Source organism: Micromonospora sp. NBC_01699 (assembly GCF_036250065.1).
GTDB lineage: Bacteria > Actinomycetota > Actinomycetes > Mycobacteriales > Micromonosporaceae > Micromonospora_G.
The window spans coordinates 66,333-82,332 of sequence record NZ_CP109199.1; the positions used below are offsets into that span (position 1 = coordinate 66,333).

At 69.4% G+C, this 16,000-nt stretch carries 16 protein-coding genes; 8 read left to right on the forward strand and 8 right to left on the reverse strand.

Translation table 11 applies throughout. The features are described 5' to 3' along the window. The first annotated feature begins 12 nt into the window (after window positions 1-12). Window positions 13-480: a hypothetical protein gene (locus OG792_RS00305; RefSeq protein ID WP_329106197.1), complete on the forward strand. Its 468-nt coding sequence runs from the start codon at window positions 13-15 to the stop codon at window positions 478-480. A gap of 69 nt (window positions 481-549) precedes the next feature. Further along, complete coding sequence (locus OG792_RS00310) at window positions 550-2,313, forward strand: serine/threonine protein kinase (RefSeq protein ID WP_329106199.1); 1,764 nt, start codon at window positions 550-552, stop codon at window positions 2,311-2,313. Between the two features lie 137 nt (window positions 2,314-2,450). On the opposite strand, the gene OG792_RS00315 is transcribed toward OG792_RS00310, so the two are convergent. Together OG792_RS00315 and OG792_RS00320 are read right to left on the reverse strand one after the other, a co-directional pair. Continuing rightward, on the reverse strand, window positions 2,451-2,624 hold the full coding sequence (locus OG792_RS00315) for a hypothetical protein (RefSeq protein ID WP_329106201.1): 174 nt from the start codon (window positions 2,622-2,624) through the stop codon (window positions 2,451-2,453). Further along, on the reverse strand, window positions 2,611-3,216 hold the full coding sequence (locus OG792_RS00320) for an esterase/lipase family protein (protein ID WP_329106203.1): 606 nt from the start codon (window positions 3,214-3,216) through the stop codon (window positions 2,611-2,613). Before OG792_RS00320 ends, OG792_RS00315 begins: the two co-directional genes overlap by 14 nt. A 278-nt stretch (window positions 3,217-3,494) precedes the next feature. Here OG792_RS00320 and OG792_RS00325 point away from each other — a divergent pair, with 278 nt between their 5' ends. From OG792_RS00325 to OG792_RS00335, 3 genes are all read left to right on the forward strand, one after another. After that, window positions 3,495-4,070 carry a CHAP domain-containing protein gene (locus OG792_RS00325; RefSeq protein WP_329106205.1) on the forward strand — a complete coding sequence of 192 codons (576 nt, stop codon included), beginning with the start codon at window positions 3,495-3,497 and terminating at the stop codon, window positions 4,068-4,070. Window positions 4,071-4,265: 195 nt separating this feature from the next. After that, the gene (locus tag OG792_RS00330; RefSeq protein WP_329106207.1) at window positions 4,266-5,861 is read left to right on the forward strand and encodes a hypothetical protein; all 1,596 of its coding nucleotides are present in this window, start codon (window positions 4,266-4,268) and stop codon (window positions 5,859-5,861) included. A gap of 72 nt (window positions 5,862-5,933) precedes the next feature. Next, window positions 5,934-7,583: a hypothetical protein gene (locus OG792_RS00335; protein ID WP_329106209.1), complete on the forward strand. Its 1,650-nt coding sequence runs from the start codon at window positions 5,934-5,936 to the stop codon at window positions 7,581-7,583. Between the two features lie 20 nt (window positions 7,584-7,603). On the opposite strand, the gene OG792_RS00340 is transcribed toward OG792_RS00335, so the two are convergent. Both OG792_RS00340 and OG792_RS00345 read right to left on the reverse strand, forming a co-directional pair. Continuing rightward, the gene (locus tag OG792_RS00340) at window positions 7,604-8,068 is read right to left on the reverse strand and encodes a hypothetical protein (RefSeq protein WP_329106211.1); all 465 of its coding nucleotides are present in this window, start codon (window positions 8,066-8,068) and stop codon (window positions 7,604-7,606) included. 86 nt (window positions 8,069-8,154) lie between these two features. Then, window positions 8,155-9,492, reverse strand: a complete 1,338-nt coding sequence (locus OG792_RS00345; RefSeq protein WP_329106213.1) for a helix-turn-helix domain-containing protein — start codon at window positions 9,490-9,492, stop codon at window positions 8,155-8,157. Window positions 9,493-9,669: 177 nt separating this feature from the next. Between OG792_RS00345 and OG792_RS00350 the strand changes: the two genes are divergently transcribed. Together OG792_RS00350 and OG792_RS00355 are read left to right on the forward strand one after the other, a co-directional pair. Next, complete coding sequence (locus tag OG792_RS00350) at window positions 9,670-10,458, forward strand: DapH/DapD/GlmU-related protein (protein WP_329106215.1); 789 nt, start codon at window positions 9,670-9,672, stop codon at window positions 10,456-10,458. Next, window positions 10,455-11,639, forward strand: a complete 1,185-nt coding sequence (locus tag OG792_RS00355; RefSeq protein WP_329106217.1) for an acyl-CoA dehydrogenase — start codon at window positions 10,455-10,457, stop codon at window positions 11,637-11,639. The genes OG792_RS00350 and OG792_RS00355 overlap by 4 nt, the downstream gene beginning before the upstream one ends. On the opposite strand, the gene OG792_RS00360 is transcribed toward OG792_RS00355, so the two are convergent. The 3 genes from OG792_RS00360 to OG792_RS00370 all read right to left on the reverse strand — a co-directional run bounded on the left by OG792_RS00360 (window position 11,632) and on the right by OG792_RS00370 (window position 14,151). Next, window positions 11,632-12,114 carry an NUDIX hydrolase gene (locus tag OG792_RS00360; protein ID WP_329106219.1) on the reverse strand — a complete coding sequence of 161 codons (483 nt, stop codon included), beginning with the start codon at window positions 12,112-12,114 and terminating at the stop codon, window positions 11,632-11,634. The two genes, OG792_RS00355 and OG792_RS00360, sit on opposite strands and share 8 nt — an antisense overlap. Window positions 12,115-12,292: 178 nt before the next feature. Next, the gene (locus OG792_RS00365; RefSeq protein WP_329106220.1) at window positions 12,293-13,180 is read right to left on the reverse strand and encodes a CPBP family intramembrane glutamic endopeptidase; all 888 of its coding nucleotides are present in this window, start codon (window positions 13,178-13,180) and stop codon (window positions 12,293-12,295) included. Window positions 13,181-13,236: 56 nt separating this feature from the next. Continuing rightward, a complete protein-coding gene (locus tag OG792_RS00370; RefSeq protein WP_329106223.1) occupies window positions 13,237-14,151 on the reverse strand; it encodes an alpha/beta hydrolase in 915 nt (304 codons plus the stop codon). A 92-nt stretch (window positions 14,152-14,243) separates the two neighbouring features. Here OG792_RS00370 and OG792_RS00375 point away from each other — a divergent pair, with 92 nt between their 5' ends. Beyond that, on the forward strand, window positions 14,244-14,804 hold the full coding sequence (locus OG792_RS00375) for a helix-turn-helix domain-containing protein (protein WP_329106225.1): 561 nt from the start codon (window positions 14,244-14,246) through the stop codon (window positions 14,802-14,804). A 24-nt stretch (window positions 14,805-14,828) separates the two neighbouring features. Here OG792_RS00375 and OG792_RS00380 read toward each other — a convergent pair whose 3' ends face one another. Then, entirely contained in the window at window positions 14,829-15,992 is a 1,164-nt protein-coding gene (locus tag OG792_RS00380; RefSeq protein WP_329106226.1) for an acyl-CoA dehydrogenase family protein, read from the reverse strand. Between the last annotated feature and the right edge of the window lie 8 nt (window positions 15,993-16,000).

Consider the following 16,000-nt stretch of genomic DNA (forward strand, 5'->3'; position numbering starts at 1 on the left):
TGGAGGAGACGGATGAAGCTGCCGCGTTCGGCTGCGGGCTGGACGATCGCCGTCTTCGGCGTACTCGCCCTGGTGCTGGGGCTGGTCGGGCTGATCCGGCCGGAGGCGTTGCTGCGGTTGCTGGGCTTCGAGGTGATCGAGGCGGCCGACCGGGCGAGTGGCGACTACACCCGTACGTACATCGCGGCGTCGTCGATGGCGGCGGTGAACATGGGCGTCTACTACCTGGTCGCGGCGCACACTGAATGGCGAGCGTTCTTCCGCTTCACGGTGATTTTCCGGTTGGTCACGTTCAGCGTCTTCACCACCCTCGTGGTGTCCGGGTCCGCGCCCGGGAAATTTTTCGGTGTAGCTGCCTGGGAGGGGCTGGGTGCGGTGGCCACCGGGGTCGGGCTGTGGCTTGATTCTCGACGCCCGGAATTGGCTTCGATCTCCCCGGCGACCGCTGCTGTCCGGTCGCCGACCGATGCGGGCCGCTGACGCGTCCGCCCTCTTCGGTATTTTCGTACTGTGACCGACACCCCGCCAGGCGCGCTACCGAAGCCCATAGTGCCTGGTCTGACGGATTTGCACGTTTTTGCCCGGGGTGGTTACGCCACCGTCTACCGCGCCACCCAGGGGTCGGTCGGACGCCAGGTGGCGGTCAAGGTGGAGAACCGCACCCTCGGTAGCGAACGTGACCAGCGCCGCTTCCTCCGCGAGGCGCGGGCCGCCGGCCGGATGTCGTCGCACCCGCACGTCGTGGACCTCTTCGACGCCGGGGTCACCGTCGACCAGCACCCGTACCTGATCATGGAACTCTGCGACGGCTCGTACGCCGAACGGATGCGTACCTCGCCACTCGGCCCAGCCGAGGCCCGCGACCTCGGCGTCAAGATCGCCGACGCGCTGGCCCACTCGCACGCCATGGGAGTCCTGCACCGCGACGTCAAACCGGCGAACATCCTGCACTCGCACTTCAACCCGGCGGTGCTCGCCGACTTCGGGCTCGCCGTACTGGCCGAGGTCCGGGACTCGTCGGTCACCCTGGAGGTGCTCACCCCGGCGTACGCGCCGCCGGAGATGTTCCGGCACAGCCCGCCCTCCCCGGCGGTCGACGTCTACGCGCTCGCCGCCACCCTCTACGCGGTCATGCACGGCAAACCGCCGCGCTGGCGGACCGACAGCAACCCGAGCCTGATCACCCTGATGGAACTGTTCAACGAACCGATCCCCGACCTGCCCGGCATCCCGCCCGAGCTGATCGAGGTGCTCCGCTTCGGCATGGCCAACGACCCGCAGGCCCGGCCGTCCGCCGAACAGTTCCGGGACCTGCTCGCCGCGCTGCCGCTCGGACCGGTAGCGCCCATCTCCGGCGCCCCGGTCTCCGGCATCCCGATTTCCGGTGCGCCGATCTCCGGCGCACCCTTCCCGGCGTCCCCGTTCCCCGCGAACCCGGTCTCCGGCGCGCCGAACGCCTCCGGCACACCGGTACCGGGCCAGCCCGGCTACGGCTACCCGGTGACCGGGTCACCCGCCTACGGTTCGCCCGCGACCGGATCACCGTCCTACGGCAGTTCCTACACCGGCCCGACCGGACCGTACCCGCACCCGCACGACAGCGGCACGGCGTCCGGCGCCACGACCTCCGCCGGCCACGGCCCGACCGTCCGCCCGGCCGCCCGGGACGGCGTGCCGGCACCCCGTCCGCCGTCCGCCGCCCGCTACGACGACGACCACCCGACCGTACGGACCAACCCGCGCCGCCGCCGGCTGCGCTGGTTCTTCGGCGGGTTCGGCGTACTCGTGCTGATGGTCGCGGCGGCCACCGGCTCCTGGTACGTGGCCCGGTACAACCCGACGATGGCGCGCAGCAGCGACGCCCGTACGACCAACCCGCCCGCGCCACCGACCGCCTCCGGCGCAAAGACGGCGCCCGGCGGCGCGCTGCCCGGTTGTGGGGTGCCGCTGCCCGGCGGTGGCCGCTGCACCGGCGAACTGGAGTGCTTCGGCCCGATGCGGATCGACGGCACCGAGGCCGACGCCAGCCGGGTGACGTGCGCCGGCCGGCACACCTGGGAGGCGTACGCGGCGGGCGACCTGCCGGCCGAGGTGGACGCCTCCGACCACCAGGCGATCTGGCGCGATCCGACCGTGCAGCAGGTCTGCAACGACAACACCTTCCGGGTCGCCACCCTGCTGCGCAGCACCGGCGGCTGGCAGTTCCAGGTGCTACCGCCCAACGGCGACGAGCTCGCGCCGGGTGAGCGTACGTTCCGGTGCCTGGCCGGCAAGGGCACCAACGGCCTGACCGGCCCCACCCTCGGCCGCTGAACCCCATCCGGGACGACAACCGGGAGCGGGACCGGTCCGAACCGGCCGGCGGACCCCGGACATGACGACGCCGGGACCCCGCGCGTCCACGGGATCCCGGCGCCTATCGAACGGTGGTCACCACCTCCTCGCGGTGGTCACCACTTCTTCCAGGAGAAGAGGGCGTTGCTGGCCGACCTGATCGGCGCCGCGCCCTTGGCCACCTCGGTCCAGCGTCCGTCGGCGGCGTTCCAGTACCTCTGCTTGTACGAGCCGCGCACGGTGTCGGTGATGTTGCCGTGGCTGATGTCGGCGCCGTCAAGATAGATCACCCGGTGACCGGGGCCACTGACGTTGGTGGCCGAGTCCGCCGACGCGACCGTACTGGATGCTGTTGCAGGCCCGGGTGAAGCCGGCCGCGCCCTTGTGCGGGGTGGAGAGGGTCACCACGTCCTCGACGTACAGGTAGGGCGGGAAGCCGGCCTCGCGGTTGGCCGTACCGGTCAGCGCCGCGCGGATGATCAGACCGCCCATCGAGTGGGCGAGCACGTCCACCGACTTGCCGCGCTTCGAATACCGGTTGTAGATCTCGTTCGCCAGCTTCTTGCCGAGATCCTTGATGTGGGTGTTGGTGCCCGAGCGGGCCAGGGTGACGTTGCAGCTGGTGTCGTTCGTGTAATAGCCGACGGTGTGCTGCGGACCGCTCCAACCCCACCGACGCATCTCGGTCATCGCCGCGCCCCAGTACGACTGGCAGTTGGTGTCGGCATCCTTGTCGTAACCGTGGACGAAATACACCGGCTCGGTCCGGCTGTCACTGCGGCCGGGTGTCGCGGGGGCCGCGTGGCTGACCCCGACAATGCCGACCAGGGTGAGCGCGATGGCGCCGAACGCGGTCAACAACAATGCCCAGTTGCGTTTCATTCACTGCTCCTGCGAGTTGGAAAATAGGTCGTTCGCCAGTGGCGGTGCATATGTTTCACGGCCGGAGCGGGCATTGACAGGCTTGTCGCGTACGGGTCAGTCCGATACGGACGGTCATGTTCGCGTACGGCCGGGAGCAGTCCGGGACAACCGTTCCGGCATGGTCGGAACAGCTCCGTACGGGTGGATCCGTTGACCGGCGACGGGACGGGGATTCGAATTGAGACAGGCGCCGACGGGTCGCCGAATCGAATCCATCAATGACATGGAGTGCTCGGATGAACAGTGCCTGGAAGACGAAGTTCGCGCCGCTGATGGTCGCCTTCGTGGCCGTGGCAGCCCTGCTCGTCGGGGGTGCGGTGGCCGCGTACGCCGCCCCCAAGCCAACTGCCGACCAGAAGGCGAAAGCCTGCCAGAACGACGATTCGCTGTCCCGCCGGGCGATGGTCGTCTGCATCGCCAAGAGCCAGGTCGGGGTGAAGGAACGCGGCGTCAAGACGCGGAAGGCGGACAACTGCCAGAAGTACTTCCGCGACTTCAAGAGCAACCTCAACTGCGACGACGACGTCAACGGCCAGTGGTGCGCGGCGTTCACCCGTTGGGTCTGGGCGAAGTCCGGTGTTCCGAATACGCCGAAGTCGTTCGCGGTGAGCAGCTGGGCGAACGCTCTCACCCGGATCACCACCCCGAAGGCGGGTGACGTGGCGGTCGCGACGAGCGGGCAGCACATCGAGATAGTGGTGAAGGTGTCGGGCACCACGATTCACACGATCGACGGCAATGGTGGCAAGAACAGCGTGGACACCGGCAGTCACCGGAAGGGGGCGATGAGGTACTACCGCATGCCGTCCTGATCCACCGGAACGCGCGGAAAGCAACGAATGCGGGGGCCACCGGAGAGGTGGTCCCCGTACCCGTTTGTCCATGCCGGATCGCGCTTTTGCATGATCCTGCAATGCCTTCGGACCCGGCCGCTAGCCACAATGGATCGACCACCCTAACCTGTGCAAAGGCAGCCGACCGGCGGGTACGGGAAAGAAGAGGCGGTAATGCGGGGGAGCGACAGTCGGGAGGTGAACCCGGCGAACGAGGTGGGCCGGGCCCCGGACCCGTACAGTGCCACCTCCCCGGGCGAGTTCGTCGCGGCGATGCGGGCGTTGAAGGAGTGGTCGGGCCTGACCTACCGGCAACTCCAGCGCCGCGCGGAAGCCCTCGACGAGTTGCTTCCGCACAGCACGGTCGCCGCCGCGCTCAGCCGCAACACCCTGCCCCGCGAGGAACTGGTGACCGGTTTCGTGCGAGCCTGCGGCCAGGACGAGAAGACCGCGGGCGGCTGGCTCGGCGTACGCAAGCGGATCGCCGCCGGGCTGCCCATCCCGACCGGGTCGACCGCCGCGCCGGCTCCGGCCGCCGCCGGGCCCGCGCCGGATTCAGATCCAGACACGGGTACGGATGAACCGTCCGACGCCGCGGTAGCGGTTACCGAGGAGGGTGAGGCCGAGGACGTACCGGTGGAGGAGCCGGCGGCGGATGACCCGGCTCCGGCGGTCCCGGCTTCGGCGGTGACCGGGCCGGCGGACGAGCCGGTGGATGCGTCTGTGGACCCGGTGGCGGTCGGGACGGATCGGGACGGCGCCGACCGGGACGAGGCGGTACAGGACCGTGACCAGCAGGACAGCCCGGTACGGGACAGGGTCGGCGTCGAACCGGTTGTGTCGTCCTTCGCCTCGGGAGCACTCGCCTCGACGGTCGCGCGGCGCAAGCGGGACGAGTGGGTCGGCACGCACCGCTACGACCCCGCCGTCGAGGTGCCGCGTCCGGCCGGGCTGCGCTGGCTGGTGCCGCCGATCATGTACCGGACCGGTTGGGCCACCCGCGTGCTCTCCGCCGGACTCGTTGTCATCCTCGTCCTCGTCGCCTCGGCGGTGACCGTACGGATCATCCGCGAGGTGCGCGACGGCGATCCGGGCGTGCTCCCGTCGAGCCAGGCCGAGGCTCCCGACGGTGAGGAGGAAGGGACCGAGACCGGCGACGCCCTCGACGACGGCGCGATCGACGGCACACCCTCGGCACCGGCTCAGGGACCGACGCCGACCCCGGCTCCGGGCAGTGCATCGGCCCAGCCGCCGGCCAAACCGGCCGTCTCGAAGCCCACCACCGCGAAACCCGCCGCCACCAACAACCGGAGCACCACCTTCGCCGGGGTGTACGCGATCCGTCCGGCGCACACCTCGCTCTGTATCGGCGAGGGTCCGGAGCTGTACAAGCCTTCGCAGCGGACCGTGCTCGGTCAGCAGAGCTGCGAGCAGGCCGGGCCGCCGACGATTCTCGAACGGGTCAGCGGAAGCACCTACCGGATCAAACTCGACCATCCGACGTACGGCATCGGTTGCGCCACGGTGGACGGTGAAGCGGCCGGCGACGGATTTCTGCTCGCGGGCGCCAACTGCGGCGCGAGTCGGAAAGACCAGCAGTTCACCCTCGAACCGGTCACCACACCGGCGATCGGTCACCGCGTACGTTCCGTGGCCGGGAGCGGTTTCTGCATCGGTGTCTACCGGGGCAGTCGGGACGTGGGTGCGCAACTGATTCAGACCAGGTGCGACGGCGGCAGGCACCAGGTGTTCGTCTTCGAAGCACGCTGAACCACCGACGGCGCCACCATTCCGGTCGACCGGAATCGGCAGGAGAGCGGACCATCACGGGGTGAGGTAATCGTGTCGACGCACAACAGTGGTACGCCCGAGAAGGCCGGCGACGGCGGAAACGCCGTACCGGGCCCGCCGGATACGCTGGCGTCCCCGGCGGCGTTCGTCAGGGCGATGCGGGTGTTACGACAATGGTCGGGCTTCACCTATCGCCAGTTGCAGGGCCGGGCCCAGGCGGTCGGGGACGTGCTGCCGCACAGCACTCTCGCCGCGGTGCTCGGCCGGGGCACGCTGCCGCGCGAGGAACTGCTGCGCGCGTTCGTCCGCGCCTGTGGCGGCTCGGACACGGCGGTCGAGCAGTGGGTCGCGGTCCGCAAGAGCATCGCCGCCCGGACCGAGCCCGCAGAAGACCCGGAGCCCGCCGAACCAGCGAAGCACGTCGAGCCGGCAAAGTACGTCGAGCCGCCGAAGCACACCGAGCTCGTGGCGTATGCCGAGCCGGCAGAGCAAGCCGGGCCCGTGGAGTACGCCGTGCGTGCGGAGCTTGCCGAGCCGGCGGACCATGCCGCGCTCGCCAAGCATGCCGAGCCTGCCCGGTTCGCGACGCATGCCGGGCCCGTGGAGCAATCCGGGGCTGCGAAGCACACCGGGCATGAGAAGCACACCGGGCGTGGGAAACACGCCGCGCCGGTGACCGCGACAGAGACGGCCGTGCAGGCGAACTGGGCTGCGGAGGCGGGTTCCGCTGTGGGGGCTGGCCCGGCTGTGGTGGTGGATACGGCCGGGGAACCGGTGGCGGCGGGCGACGGGCCGGTCGGCGGATCGGCGGCCGCGGTGGACGGATCGGCGGCGATCCCCGAGGAGCCGGACGGTCTCGGGGACGGGTGGCCGACGACGCAGTCCACGCACCGCCCGTTGGCTGCCGCGACGGCAATCCAGGAGCGGTACCGGTGGACGGGCGTACATCGGCGGGATCCGGCGGTCGACGTGCCACGGCCGGCGGGGATGCGCTGGCTGATCCCGCCGATCATGTACCGGACCGGCTGGGCGTCGAGGGTGCTCTCCGGGGCGTTGGTGCTGGTCCTCATCCTGATCAGCACCGGAGCGGTGGTGCGTTACCTCCGTCCCACCTCAGGTGAGAACCGCACCCCCGGCGTCGAGGATCCACCGAACGCGCTGGACGGGCTGGCGGCGGAAGGCATCGACGTGTCGGTGCAGGACGGGATGACGGACGGGACGGCGGAACCGGCCCCGAACGGGTCGGCTGCCGCCTCGGTCACCTCCACCAGCCCGCCGGTCAGCCTGAGCGCCGCACCCTCCGCGACGGGACTACCGACGCCGAAGGCTCCGGCCGGAGACAAGGATTCGGTGTCGCAGCCCAAGCCGAAGGCGAAGCCGTACCTGACCGCCTCGGTGAACGCGTACTGCCGGGGCGGCGGGAGCTGGGCGTACAACATCTCCGGGACGCTGCACAACTCGTCGGTCGGTTCCGACCCGCACGGGTACGTCGACCACCGGAACGGCACCGTCCACGGTTACCCGATCGACGGCGACGGCTCGGCCAGCTTCTACGGGAGCGTACCGAGGTCTTCCGTTCCGGGTCACCTGCTGACGTCGGCCACGGCAGGATGGCGGCTGGAAGTGTGGGTGAACGGCGACATGAAAACCGGCACCCGGGTCAGCACCTCCGGGACGGTGAGCCGCCCAACGGGCTGCTGACCGCGGGGCGGGGATCGGGCTCAGCCTTCACGCTCGGGTTGTCGCAGGTGGACGTGACAGCCGGTGGGGTGAGCAGCGCCGCGACCGGCTGCCCGGGATGACGACGCCCGAGCGCTCGGACCGCCTCCGTCGGGTCGTCGCCGGGCCGGGTCGCCGACGGCGGAGACTGCGGCGCCGGGATCGGCTGGTCCGGGTTGGTCGGGGTTGGTCGGCACGACCGCCGTGATCGACAGTTCGAGGTACGCCAACACGCGGCGACCGCCGAGGCCACACGGGCGCCCAGGCGCGAAGCCGTGCACCTGGTCGGGGCGGAGCACGTCGACCTGCCACGTCTCGGCGTACTGGCGGAGCGCGGGGGTCGGCTGCTGCTGGGCGGCCTCGACGGTGACCGCCAGGGTGAGGTGCAGCCCGTGGACCAGGCGGACCAGCTCGGCCAGCGGGGGCGCGGCCGCCCGGCTGGCGCGTACGAGCAGGCGGGCGGCCACTCGGGTCGACCAGCCAGTTGCGGTGCAGAACCTGGCCGTATTTCGTGCTCGGCCAGATCGAGGGTCCTGGTGGTTGTTGTCGAAGGTTACGTCGCGCCGATGCGCTGGGCGAAGTCGCGGATACCCGGTAGGGCGCCACGGGTGTCGGCGGACAGTAGGGCGCGGGTCAGGTCCTGTGACCAGGATCGGTAGCGAACCTCCTGGGGCACGTCGCGCTCGGCGGCGACCAGGGCCTGGAAGGTGCTTGATGAGCGCCCTCGGCCGTACAGGGCGAGGGCGGTGTCCTGCCAGTAGCGGGCCCGTCGCTCAGGCGAGGTGATCCGGGCAGGGTCGACCATGCGGGCGTAGTCGACGGCGGCGCCGTAGTCACCGAGGACCCGGGACACGCTGATTTTGTAGACGGCCAGTTCGAGGGAATTGAACCTTTCGACCTCGATGTTCCGTCCTCGCGTGATCGCGTCCCCGGCTTCGTCGAGCAGGGTCCAGGCGGTATCGCGATCATCCAGTAGCGCGGCGGTGTACGACGCCACGGCGAGTAGTTGCCCGTACATCGCGGTCTGCTGCGGATCCGCAAGGCCGGTGTCGGCATCGAGTTGCCGCGCGGCGTTCAGGACAAGTCGTTGTGCGCCATCCCTATGACGGCCCCGGCGTAGCACTGTGGCAGCGAGCCGCGTCGCCTCCGCGATGATCAGGGGATCTCCGCTGGCGCGAGCGGCCTGTACGGCACGATCTGCGGTTGCGCAGGCCATGCCGTCGTCGTGCAGCTTGATCAGCAGTTGGGTGGCGACCGAGTACGCCTGTGCCAGCAGTGCGGAGGCCGATTCCACCTGGTCCACGGCAGCGTGGTCACGGGTAGCGGTGGCCTGGGCGAGCAGCATGGGCACGCGCCGGGCGAGCTGCGTGTAGCGGCACGCGCGGAACTGGGCACCGGCAGCCGCGATCTGCGCCGCGAGCTGCTGTTCCGGTAGTGATGTGGCGCTCACGCGGCCAAAAATGACATCGTCCACGCTCAACGACTGTCCGGCCGTCGCTGCTGTCGGCATCAGGGCGGCGGTCGTGGTGAGTCCGAGAGTTCCGGCGAGCAGATTACGTCGACGCATCGAGTCACCACCATCGCTGTTGGAGTCTCCCGTCACCCTAGCCACGTCGGGGTCCCCGACGGTGGATGACGCGGCCAGCCCGAGCAGATGTGGTGGGATTCCGTATACCTCGGCAAGCCGACGTAACTCGGCGATGGTCCAGTTGCGCCTTCGGCCGTTCTCCCACCGTGACATGGTCGACGCTGAATAGCCGGCGAGACGACCGGCATCTTCGAGGGTCAGCCCAGCTGCGGTGCGGGCAGTGCGCAGCAACGCACCGACCTCACCGGCCGTGGCGGCGGTGACGATGCTGGGTATCACCGTCCAAGCGGGATCGGTAGACATGACCGCCTCCGCATCACGATGGGTAATTCGAGGGTGCAAGCCACTTGCGGGTCATGCAAGCGGCTTGCAAGCCCTGCGTCGACATCTGCGGACTGGGACATCACCAGCGTGGACTGGAGCGTGCTGAAGGGCCTCCGCGTTCGGCGGAGCAGCCTCGAAACGCGGAGGGAGACCGTGATGAAGCACGCCAATACCCCACTGGATGCTCCAGCCACTGCTCTGAGCCTGATCGGGGCAGGCTTACTCAGAGTGGGCAGGGGATCTCGGATTGATTCCACAGCGGTGTTCCTGCCGACTGACCGGATTGGTGCGCCGCGAGGCATCACCCTGGGTGCTCGGGTCACGGTCGGTGCGTTCGCGGTGATTCACGGCGGTGCGCATCTCGGCGAGGGAAGCTATGTCGGGCATCGCGTGATCGTGGGTGAGCCGGAATTCGGGTACGCGGTGCGGCAGGTCCACCCTGGTGCGGGTGACATCACTACCGTGGGCGCGGGCACCGTTCTACGCGCGGGCGTGGTGATCTATGCCGGGGTCCGGATTGGCGAGAACAGCTCCGTCGGGCACCACACCCTGCTGCGTAGCGGTGTCACGGTCGGCACGCACACCCAACTGGCCGCGAACCTGACCGTGGAGCGTGGCACCAGGATCGGTAGTGGTGTCCGGTGTTCGCCGGGCTCGCACCTCACCGCCGAGACGGTGGTTGCCGACTCGGTGTTTCTCGGCGCGGGCATACGCACGATCAACGACAAGCAGTTGATCTGGCGGGACCCGGAGAACGAACAACCACTGACACCACCCCGCTTCGAGTACGGCTGCAAGGTGGGTTCGGGTGCGGTCGTACTCGGTGGCATCGCTGTCGGCGCGCGGGCGTTGGTAGGAGCCGGTTCGGTGGTGACCCGCGACGTCGCGGCGGACGCGATCGTGTACGGCGTACCCGCTCGCCAGCATGGCTGGGTGACTCGATGATGACCCCGGCCATCACATGGCTGGAGCCGCTGCGACCCAGCGTTCCCGAACTCGGGGAGACTGCCTGGGATCGACTTTGCGGGTTGTCGACCGACGTGACCGAGCTTGTTCGCGATGCACCGACGCGGCCCCACCCGAGCAGGTCGAAATGGTTGATGCAGGTGCGTCGGACCCTCGCCGAGCAGGGCCACCACCCGCCGCCCGGTGCCGATGCATCCGTTTGGCAGATTCTCGCCCAGTTCTGCGTGGGCTTTCACGACCTGGACCTGCGCGACGCAACCGGGCCGGGCCATGGCGCGATGATTCTGAACGAGGCGGGCGAGCGGACGGCCTCGGTTTGGCGAGGGCGCCTCCAACAGGGAGACCTGGTGGGCATCGCCGCGACCGAGCGACACGGTGGTTCCCGTATTCGGGAGATCACCACCTCCGCCGTGCGGCAGGATGGTCGGTGGCGTTTGCGCGGGGAGAAGTGCTGGGTGTCTCGCCTGGCTGAGGCGTCGGGGTTCGTGGTGTTCTTTCGGGCCCCGGAGGGGTCGATCACCGCTGCGGTCGTCGATGCCTCGGAACCTGGCCTGGAGCGGGAGCTCATCGAGCCCCTTGGGTTGGATGGCTGGTCGTGGGGCATGCTTCGGCTACACGATGTCCCGGTCGATCCGGCGAATGATCTTTTGGGGCCGGCTGGCTCTGGCTTGGACGTGTTTCGGCGTCACTTTGGCCGGTTCCGCCCTCTGGTTACCGCTACTGCCTTGGGTACTGCCGCCGGCGTGCACACATTCGTCACCGACTCGCTCGCGGCTGCTTGCCGGAGCGGCACGCTGCGGAGGGTGCGCGACAACGCGTTGATCATGCTTGGTCGGACCTACGCGGAGATCAACGCTGCGTTGCTTGCGGCAATCAGCGCCAACCGTCTGGCCTCGGCCGGGCATCCGTCGGCGGACCTTGTCTCCCGGACCGGCAAGGCCATGGGCGTCGACATCGCCTACCAGGCGACAGCCGACCTGGCGCCGCTGCTCGGCGCTCGCGGGTTTCAACGAATCAGCCCGATCGCGAAGGCCAGGGGCGATTTGACCGCGCTGCTGTACGCGGACGGCATCCACGACACCCTGTATCGGGCGGGAGGAATCGAGCTCATTGAGCGGTCGTTCCATCCGGGCTTTCACGTCAACCCGAGCGTCAGATGACGTGGTTGCCGTCTTCCAGGTACTGGGTTCTTCCCTGGCTCAATGCGAGCAACGCAGCGGTTGCTCGGCGGGCGAGCAGGGGTGACAGGCGCCGCTCCGCCTCCTCCGGCGTCGACCAGGCCCAACTACGGAGTTCGTCGGCGGGAAGCCTGATTTCCGCTGCTCGTGCCGGGTCGAGCAGACCGCCGTCGTAGACGAACATCACGCCATCGGTACGGCCCAACCGTGGTGGAACCCAGTCCACCACCAGCAGTCGGCCCGGTGTAACCGACAGACTCAACTCCTCGGTCAGTTCCCGGATCGCGGCGTTGTACGGCGACTCGTCACCATCCACGACCCCTCCGGGAAGCTCCCAGTAGTCCTTGTACGTCGGCTCGACCAGCAGAATCCGGTCAACCCCATCACGTAGTAGCACGGCCGAGCCCATGCGCTTGCGTGGCAGTGTGGCGGTGTAGTCGTCAGAAAGCGTCGTCACCAGCGGAAGCTACCGCGACGGGTGCCACCGTCCGCCGCGAATCGCGCTGAGTGGTTCATAGCTTCAGGGCCAGGACCTCGGCGCGGCTGCACCGGCAGTGTCACCTACGGCGACGTGGCAGACCCGCCGCACCGGCAGGTCTGCCACGGGGAGGGCGCGGGATCGCCGCCCGAATCGATCAAACTCCGGTCGGGCTGGTCCGGTACGACGAGTCGGCGGCGACCCGGTGGGGGTGGGCGGTCGCGTCGACCGGCGGGTTCGAGCGGCGACCCCGCTGCGCGGCGAGCAGCACGATCGCGGCGATGATCTGCACACCCAGGATGAACGCCTGCGTGATGGGTGACTTGACGGTCAGCAGCGCGATCGTGGCGTTGGCGCCGAAGTGGACCGCGATCGAGGCCGCGACCCCGGCACGCTCGTAGGCGTAACCGGTCAGCAGCGCCATCGGGAAGACGCTGAGCGAGAACAGCAGCCCACTCCAGCTGAACAGGCCGAATTCGGCCTGGACGGTTTCGGAGATGAAGAACAGCGGCAGATGCCACACGGTCCAGGCGGCACCCAGCAGCAGGCCGGCTCGCAGCCGGCTCATCGACGCGAGCAGACGCGGATATGCGGTGCCACGCCAACCGGGCTCCTCGGCCAACGGGCCGGCGACCAACATGCTGATGAGAAACGGTACGGGTCCACCGACGGTCGCGATCAGGTCCTTCCCCTCCGTCAGGCTCAGCGCGGGACCACCCAGCAGCTCCGAGAGCAGCGCCGCGGCCAGCACGGATCCCGATGCCAGCGCCAGCATGGGCAGCACCCAGAACAGTCGCGGGGTCAGTCGGGTTCTCACCGTGTGGGCGGGTACGGGTTCGCCACGGCGGTTGCGGCGTACTCGGATCACGATCGCGGCGACGACCGGGCCGAAGCCACCGAGCAGGTAGGGGATGGCGGTGGGGGAACTCGTCGGCGATCCACCGAGGGCGATCGCGGCGAGCCAGAACGCGAAGGTCCAGGTGAACGTGACCGCCCAGAAGATGGCGAGGCCGCTCTGCTGACGTACGGGGGTTGCGATAGTCACGCCTTTTCCCTTTCAGGGGTTCCGCGTGGGGGGATCACGCGGGAGACGAGCGGAAGCTAGGGGCGTTCGACCGGGGGCTCTTCCCGGAGTCGGTGGGCGAGCCAGCCGGTCACCCGTGCGAGCAGGTCGGCGTCGACCGGCTGGCGCATCAACCGGGGGTATGACCGCGCGGACGGGCGACCGGGGTCACGGCGCAACGGGTGGGTGAGGTCGGGGATCCGGTGGATTTCGACCTCACCGGGCACCAGCCGCCGGATCTCGTCCAGGTCAGCGGGGTCGACCTGGATGTCCTTGCCACCGGTGATCGCCAGGACGGGGACCTTGAGGTTCGCCAGGTCCGGGCGCGGGTCGTGGACGAGCATCTCCCGCATCCACCGGGCGTTCATCCGCTTCCCGGCGACCCGCGCCACGTCCGTGCTGGTCGTCTTGATCCGAGCGAGCTGCCGGTTGGCCAGCACCCGCAGAACCGGCAGGAGGGGCCGTACGGGCGCCGGCAGGTCGCGGGCGATCATCCTGGCCTGCCAGCGCAGGGCGTCCTCGCCCGGGCGGGCGAACCCGGCCAGCAGCACCACCGCTCTGACCTGCGGCAGTGCGCCGAGGGACATGGCGTGGACGGCACCCTCGCTGTGTCCGATCAGGCCGATGGCGTCGGCCCGGATGTCGGGTCGTTCGGCGAGGGCGCGTAGTGCTGCGGCGGCGTCGTTCCGGTTGTCGACGAATCCGGTCGCGTGCCAGTCGCCGGAGGTGGCGCCGACGCCGCGACGGTCGTACCGCAGGGTGGCGATCCCGTCCTTCGCGAGCGCGGCGGCCAGCGGCGGTCCGAGCTCCATGCGGAGCCGGCCGCCGGTGTTGGCGTCGCGGTCCAGTGGCCCGGATCCGTGCAGCAGCAGGACGGCCGGGTGCGGGCCGGGACCGGTGGGCAGGGTCAGCGTGCCGACCAGGGGCAGCCCGTCGTCCGCGATGGCTGTCATGCCGACATCCCGCATGTTCCACCTCCCATCATTCTCGCTCGTGGGAACATTATCAGATGTGGGAACATTATCGTATGTGGAAACATGGCGTCATGGCAACCGCGGACCTTCTCCTGCATCCCGTCCGGATGCGCATCCTGCAAGCGCTGTTCGACGCCGATCCGTTGACCACCGCCCAGCTGCGTGAACGCCTGCCCGACATCCCGCCGGCGACGATGTACCGGCAGATTGCCGTGCTGGCCGACGCGGGCGTGCTGGAGGTGGTGGAGGAGAAACGGGTACGCGGCACGGTGGAGCGCAGCTACCGGGTACGCAAGGGGGAGGCGGTGGTCGACCCCGCCGCACGGGCGGCGATGACGCGCGAGGACCACCTACGCGCGTTCACCATGTTCTCGGCATCGTTGATGACGGACTTCGACCGCTACCTCGCCCACGAGGATGCCGATCCCCACTCCGACGGCGTGGTCTACCGACAGGCGGCGGTGTGGCTGACCAGGGAAGAGTGGACCGCGCTCATCGAGGAGATCGAGAGCGCTGTGCTCGCCCGGGTCGGCCACGACAGGGCGGACGGCCGCGTACGGCACGTCATCAGTCTCGTTGTCGTGCCGGACCAACCCGCGCCGGACGCCGACACCGATCAGGCGGCCGAATGAGACGCATCCCGACGGAGAAACCCGTCAGTACGACTTCTCCTGCCCCAGCACGTGCTGCGCCACGAAGTTCAGGATCATCTCGCGGCTGACCGGGGCGATCCGGGTCGCGCGTACGGTTCCGAGCAGCGTCGCCACGCCGTACTCGGTGGTCATGCCGTTGCCGCCGTGGACCTGGATGGCGGTGTCGACGGCGAGTGCGGCGGCCTCGGCCGAGGCGTACTTGGCCATGTTCGCGGCGACTCCGGCGTCCAGGTCGCGGCCGGCGTCATAGAGGGCAGCCGCCTTGGCGATCATCAGCCGGGCCAGTTCGACCTGCACGGCCGCATGGGCGAGCGGGTGCGACAGACCCTGGTGCGAGCCGATGGTCCGGCCGCCCCAGACCTTCCGGTTCGCCGCGTACGACGAGGCGCGCTCGATCGCGTACCGGCCGGAGCCGGCGGCGAGGGCGGCGACCAGGATGCGTTCCGGGTTCAGCCCGGCGAAGAGCGCCTGTAGGCCGACGTCGACCCCGCCACCGACCAGCGCGTCGGCGGGCAGCCGGACGTCGTCCAGGTAGAGCATCCACTGGCTCTCCGGCGACAGGATCTCCATGTCGAGCTTCGACTTCGTGAACCCCGGCGCGTCGGTCGGGACCAGGAACAGCGCCGGCTTGAGCTTGCCGGTCGCCGCGTCCTCGGTACGCCCCACCACCAGCACGTACGCCGCGTCGTCCACCCCGGAGATGAAGCACTTGCGCCCGGACAACAGCCAGTCGTCGCCGTCGCGGCGGGCGACCGTGCCGAGCCTGTGCGAGTTGGAACCCGCCTCCGGCTCGGTGATCGCAAACGCGATCTTGCAGGTGCCGTCGGCCATTCCGGGCAGGAAGCGTTTGCGCTGCTCCTCGGTGCCGTGCCGGGCGATGACCGTGGCCACGATCGCGGGCGACACCACGATCATCAGCAGCGGGGAGCCGGTCGCGGCCAACTCCTCGCAGACGATCGCCAGCTCGGTGATGCCGCCGCCACCGCCGCCGTACTGTTCGGGGATGTTGACGCCGAGGTAGCCGAGCCGGCCCGCTTCCTGCCACAGCTCGGTGGTGTGCTCGCCGGCCTTCGCCTTCCGCACGTAGTACTCGTGCCCATAGCGGCGGCCCAACGCACGCACCGCGTCCCGGAGCGCAACCTGTTCCGAGGTGAGGTCGAAGTCCATGAGGGGTG

Excerpts from the sequence above, each read along its gene's own strand:
- OG792_RS00325 (WP_329106205.1), top strand. The coding sequence starts at position 3,495 with ATGAACAGTGCCTGGAAGACGAAGTTCGCGCCGCTGATGGTCGCCTTC.
- OG792_RS00345 (WP_329106213.1), bottom strand. The coding sequence starts at position 9,492 with ATGTCTACCGATCCCGCTTGGACGGTGATACCCAGCATCGTCACCGCC.
- OG792_RS00330 (WP_329106207.1), top strand. The coding sequence starts at position 4,266 with ATGCGGGGGAGCGACAGTCGGGAGGTGAACCCGGCGAACGAGGTGGGC.
- OG792_RS00355 (WP_329106217.1), top strand. The coding sequence starts at position 10,455 with ATGATGACCCCGGCCATCACATGGCTGGAGCCGCTGCGACCCAGCGTT.
- OG792_RS00380 (WP_329106226.1), bottom strand. The coding sequence starts at position 15,992 with ATGGACTTCGACCTCACCTCGGAACAGGTTGCGCTCCGGGACGCGGTG.
- OG792_RS00375 (WP_329106225.1), top strand. The coding sequence starts at position 14,244 with ATGGCAACCGCGGACCTTCTCCTGCATCCCGTCCGGATGCGCATCCTG.
- OG792_RS00350 (WP_329106215.1), top strand. The coding sequence starts at position 9,670 with ATGAAGCACGCCAATACCCCACTGGATGCTCCAGCCACTGCTCTGAGC.
- OG792_RS00320 (WP_329106203.1), bottom strand. The coding sequence starts at position 3,216 with ATGAAACGCAACTGGGCATTGTTGTTGACCGCGTTCGGCGCCATCGCG.
- OG792_RS00305 (WP_329106197.1), top strand. The coding sequence starts at position 13 with ATGAAGCTGCCGCGTTCGGCTGCGGGCTGGACGATCGCCGTCTTCGGC.
- OG792_RS00370 (WP_329106223.1), bottom strand. The coding sequence starts at position 14,151 with ATGACAGCCATCGCGGACGACGGGCTGCCCCTGGTCGGCACGCTGACC.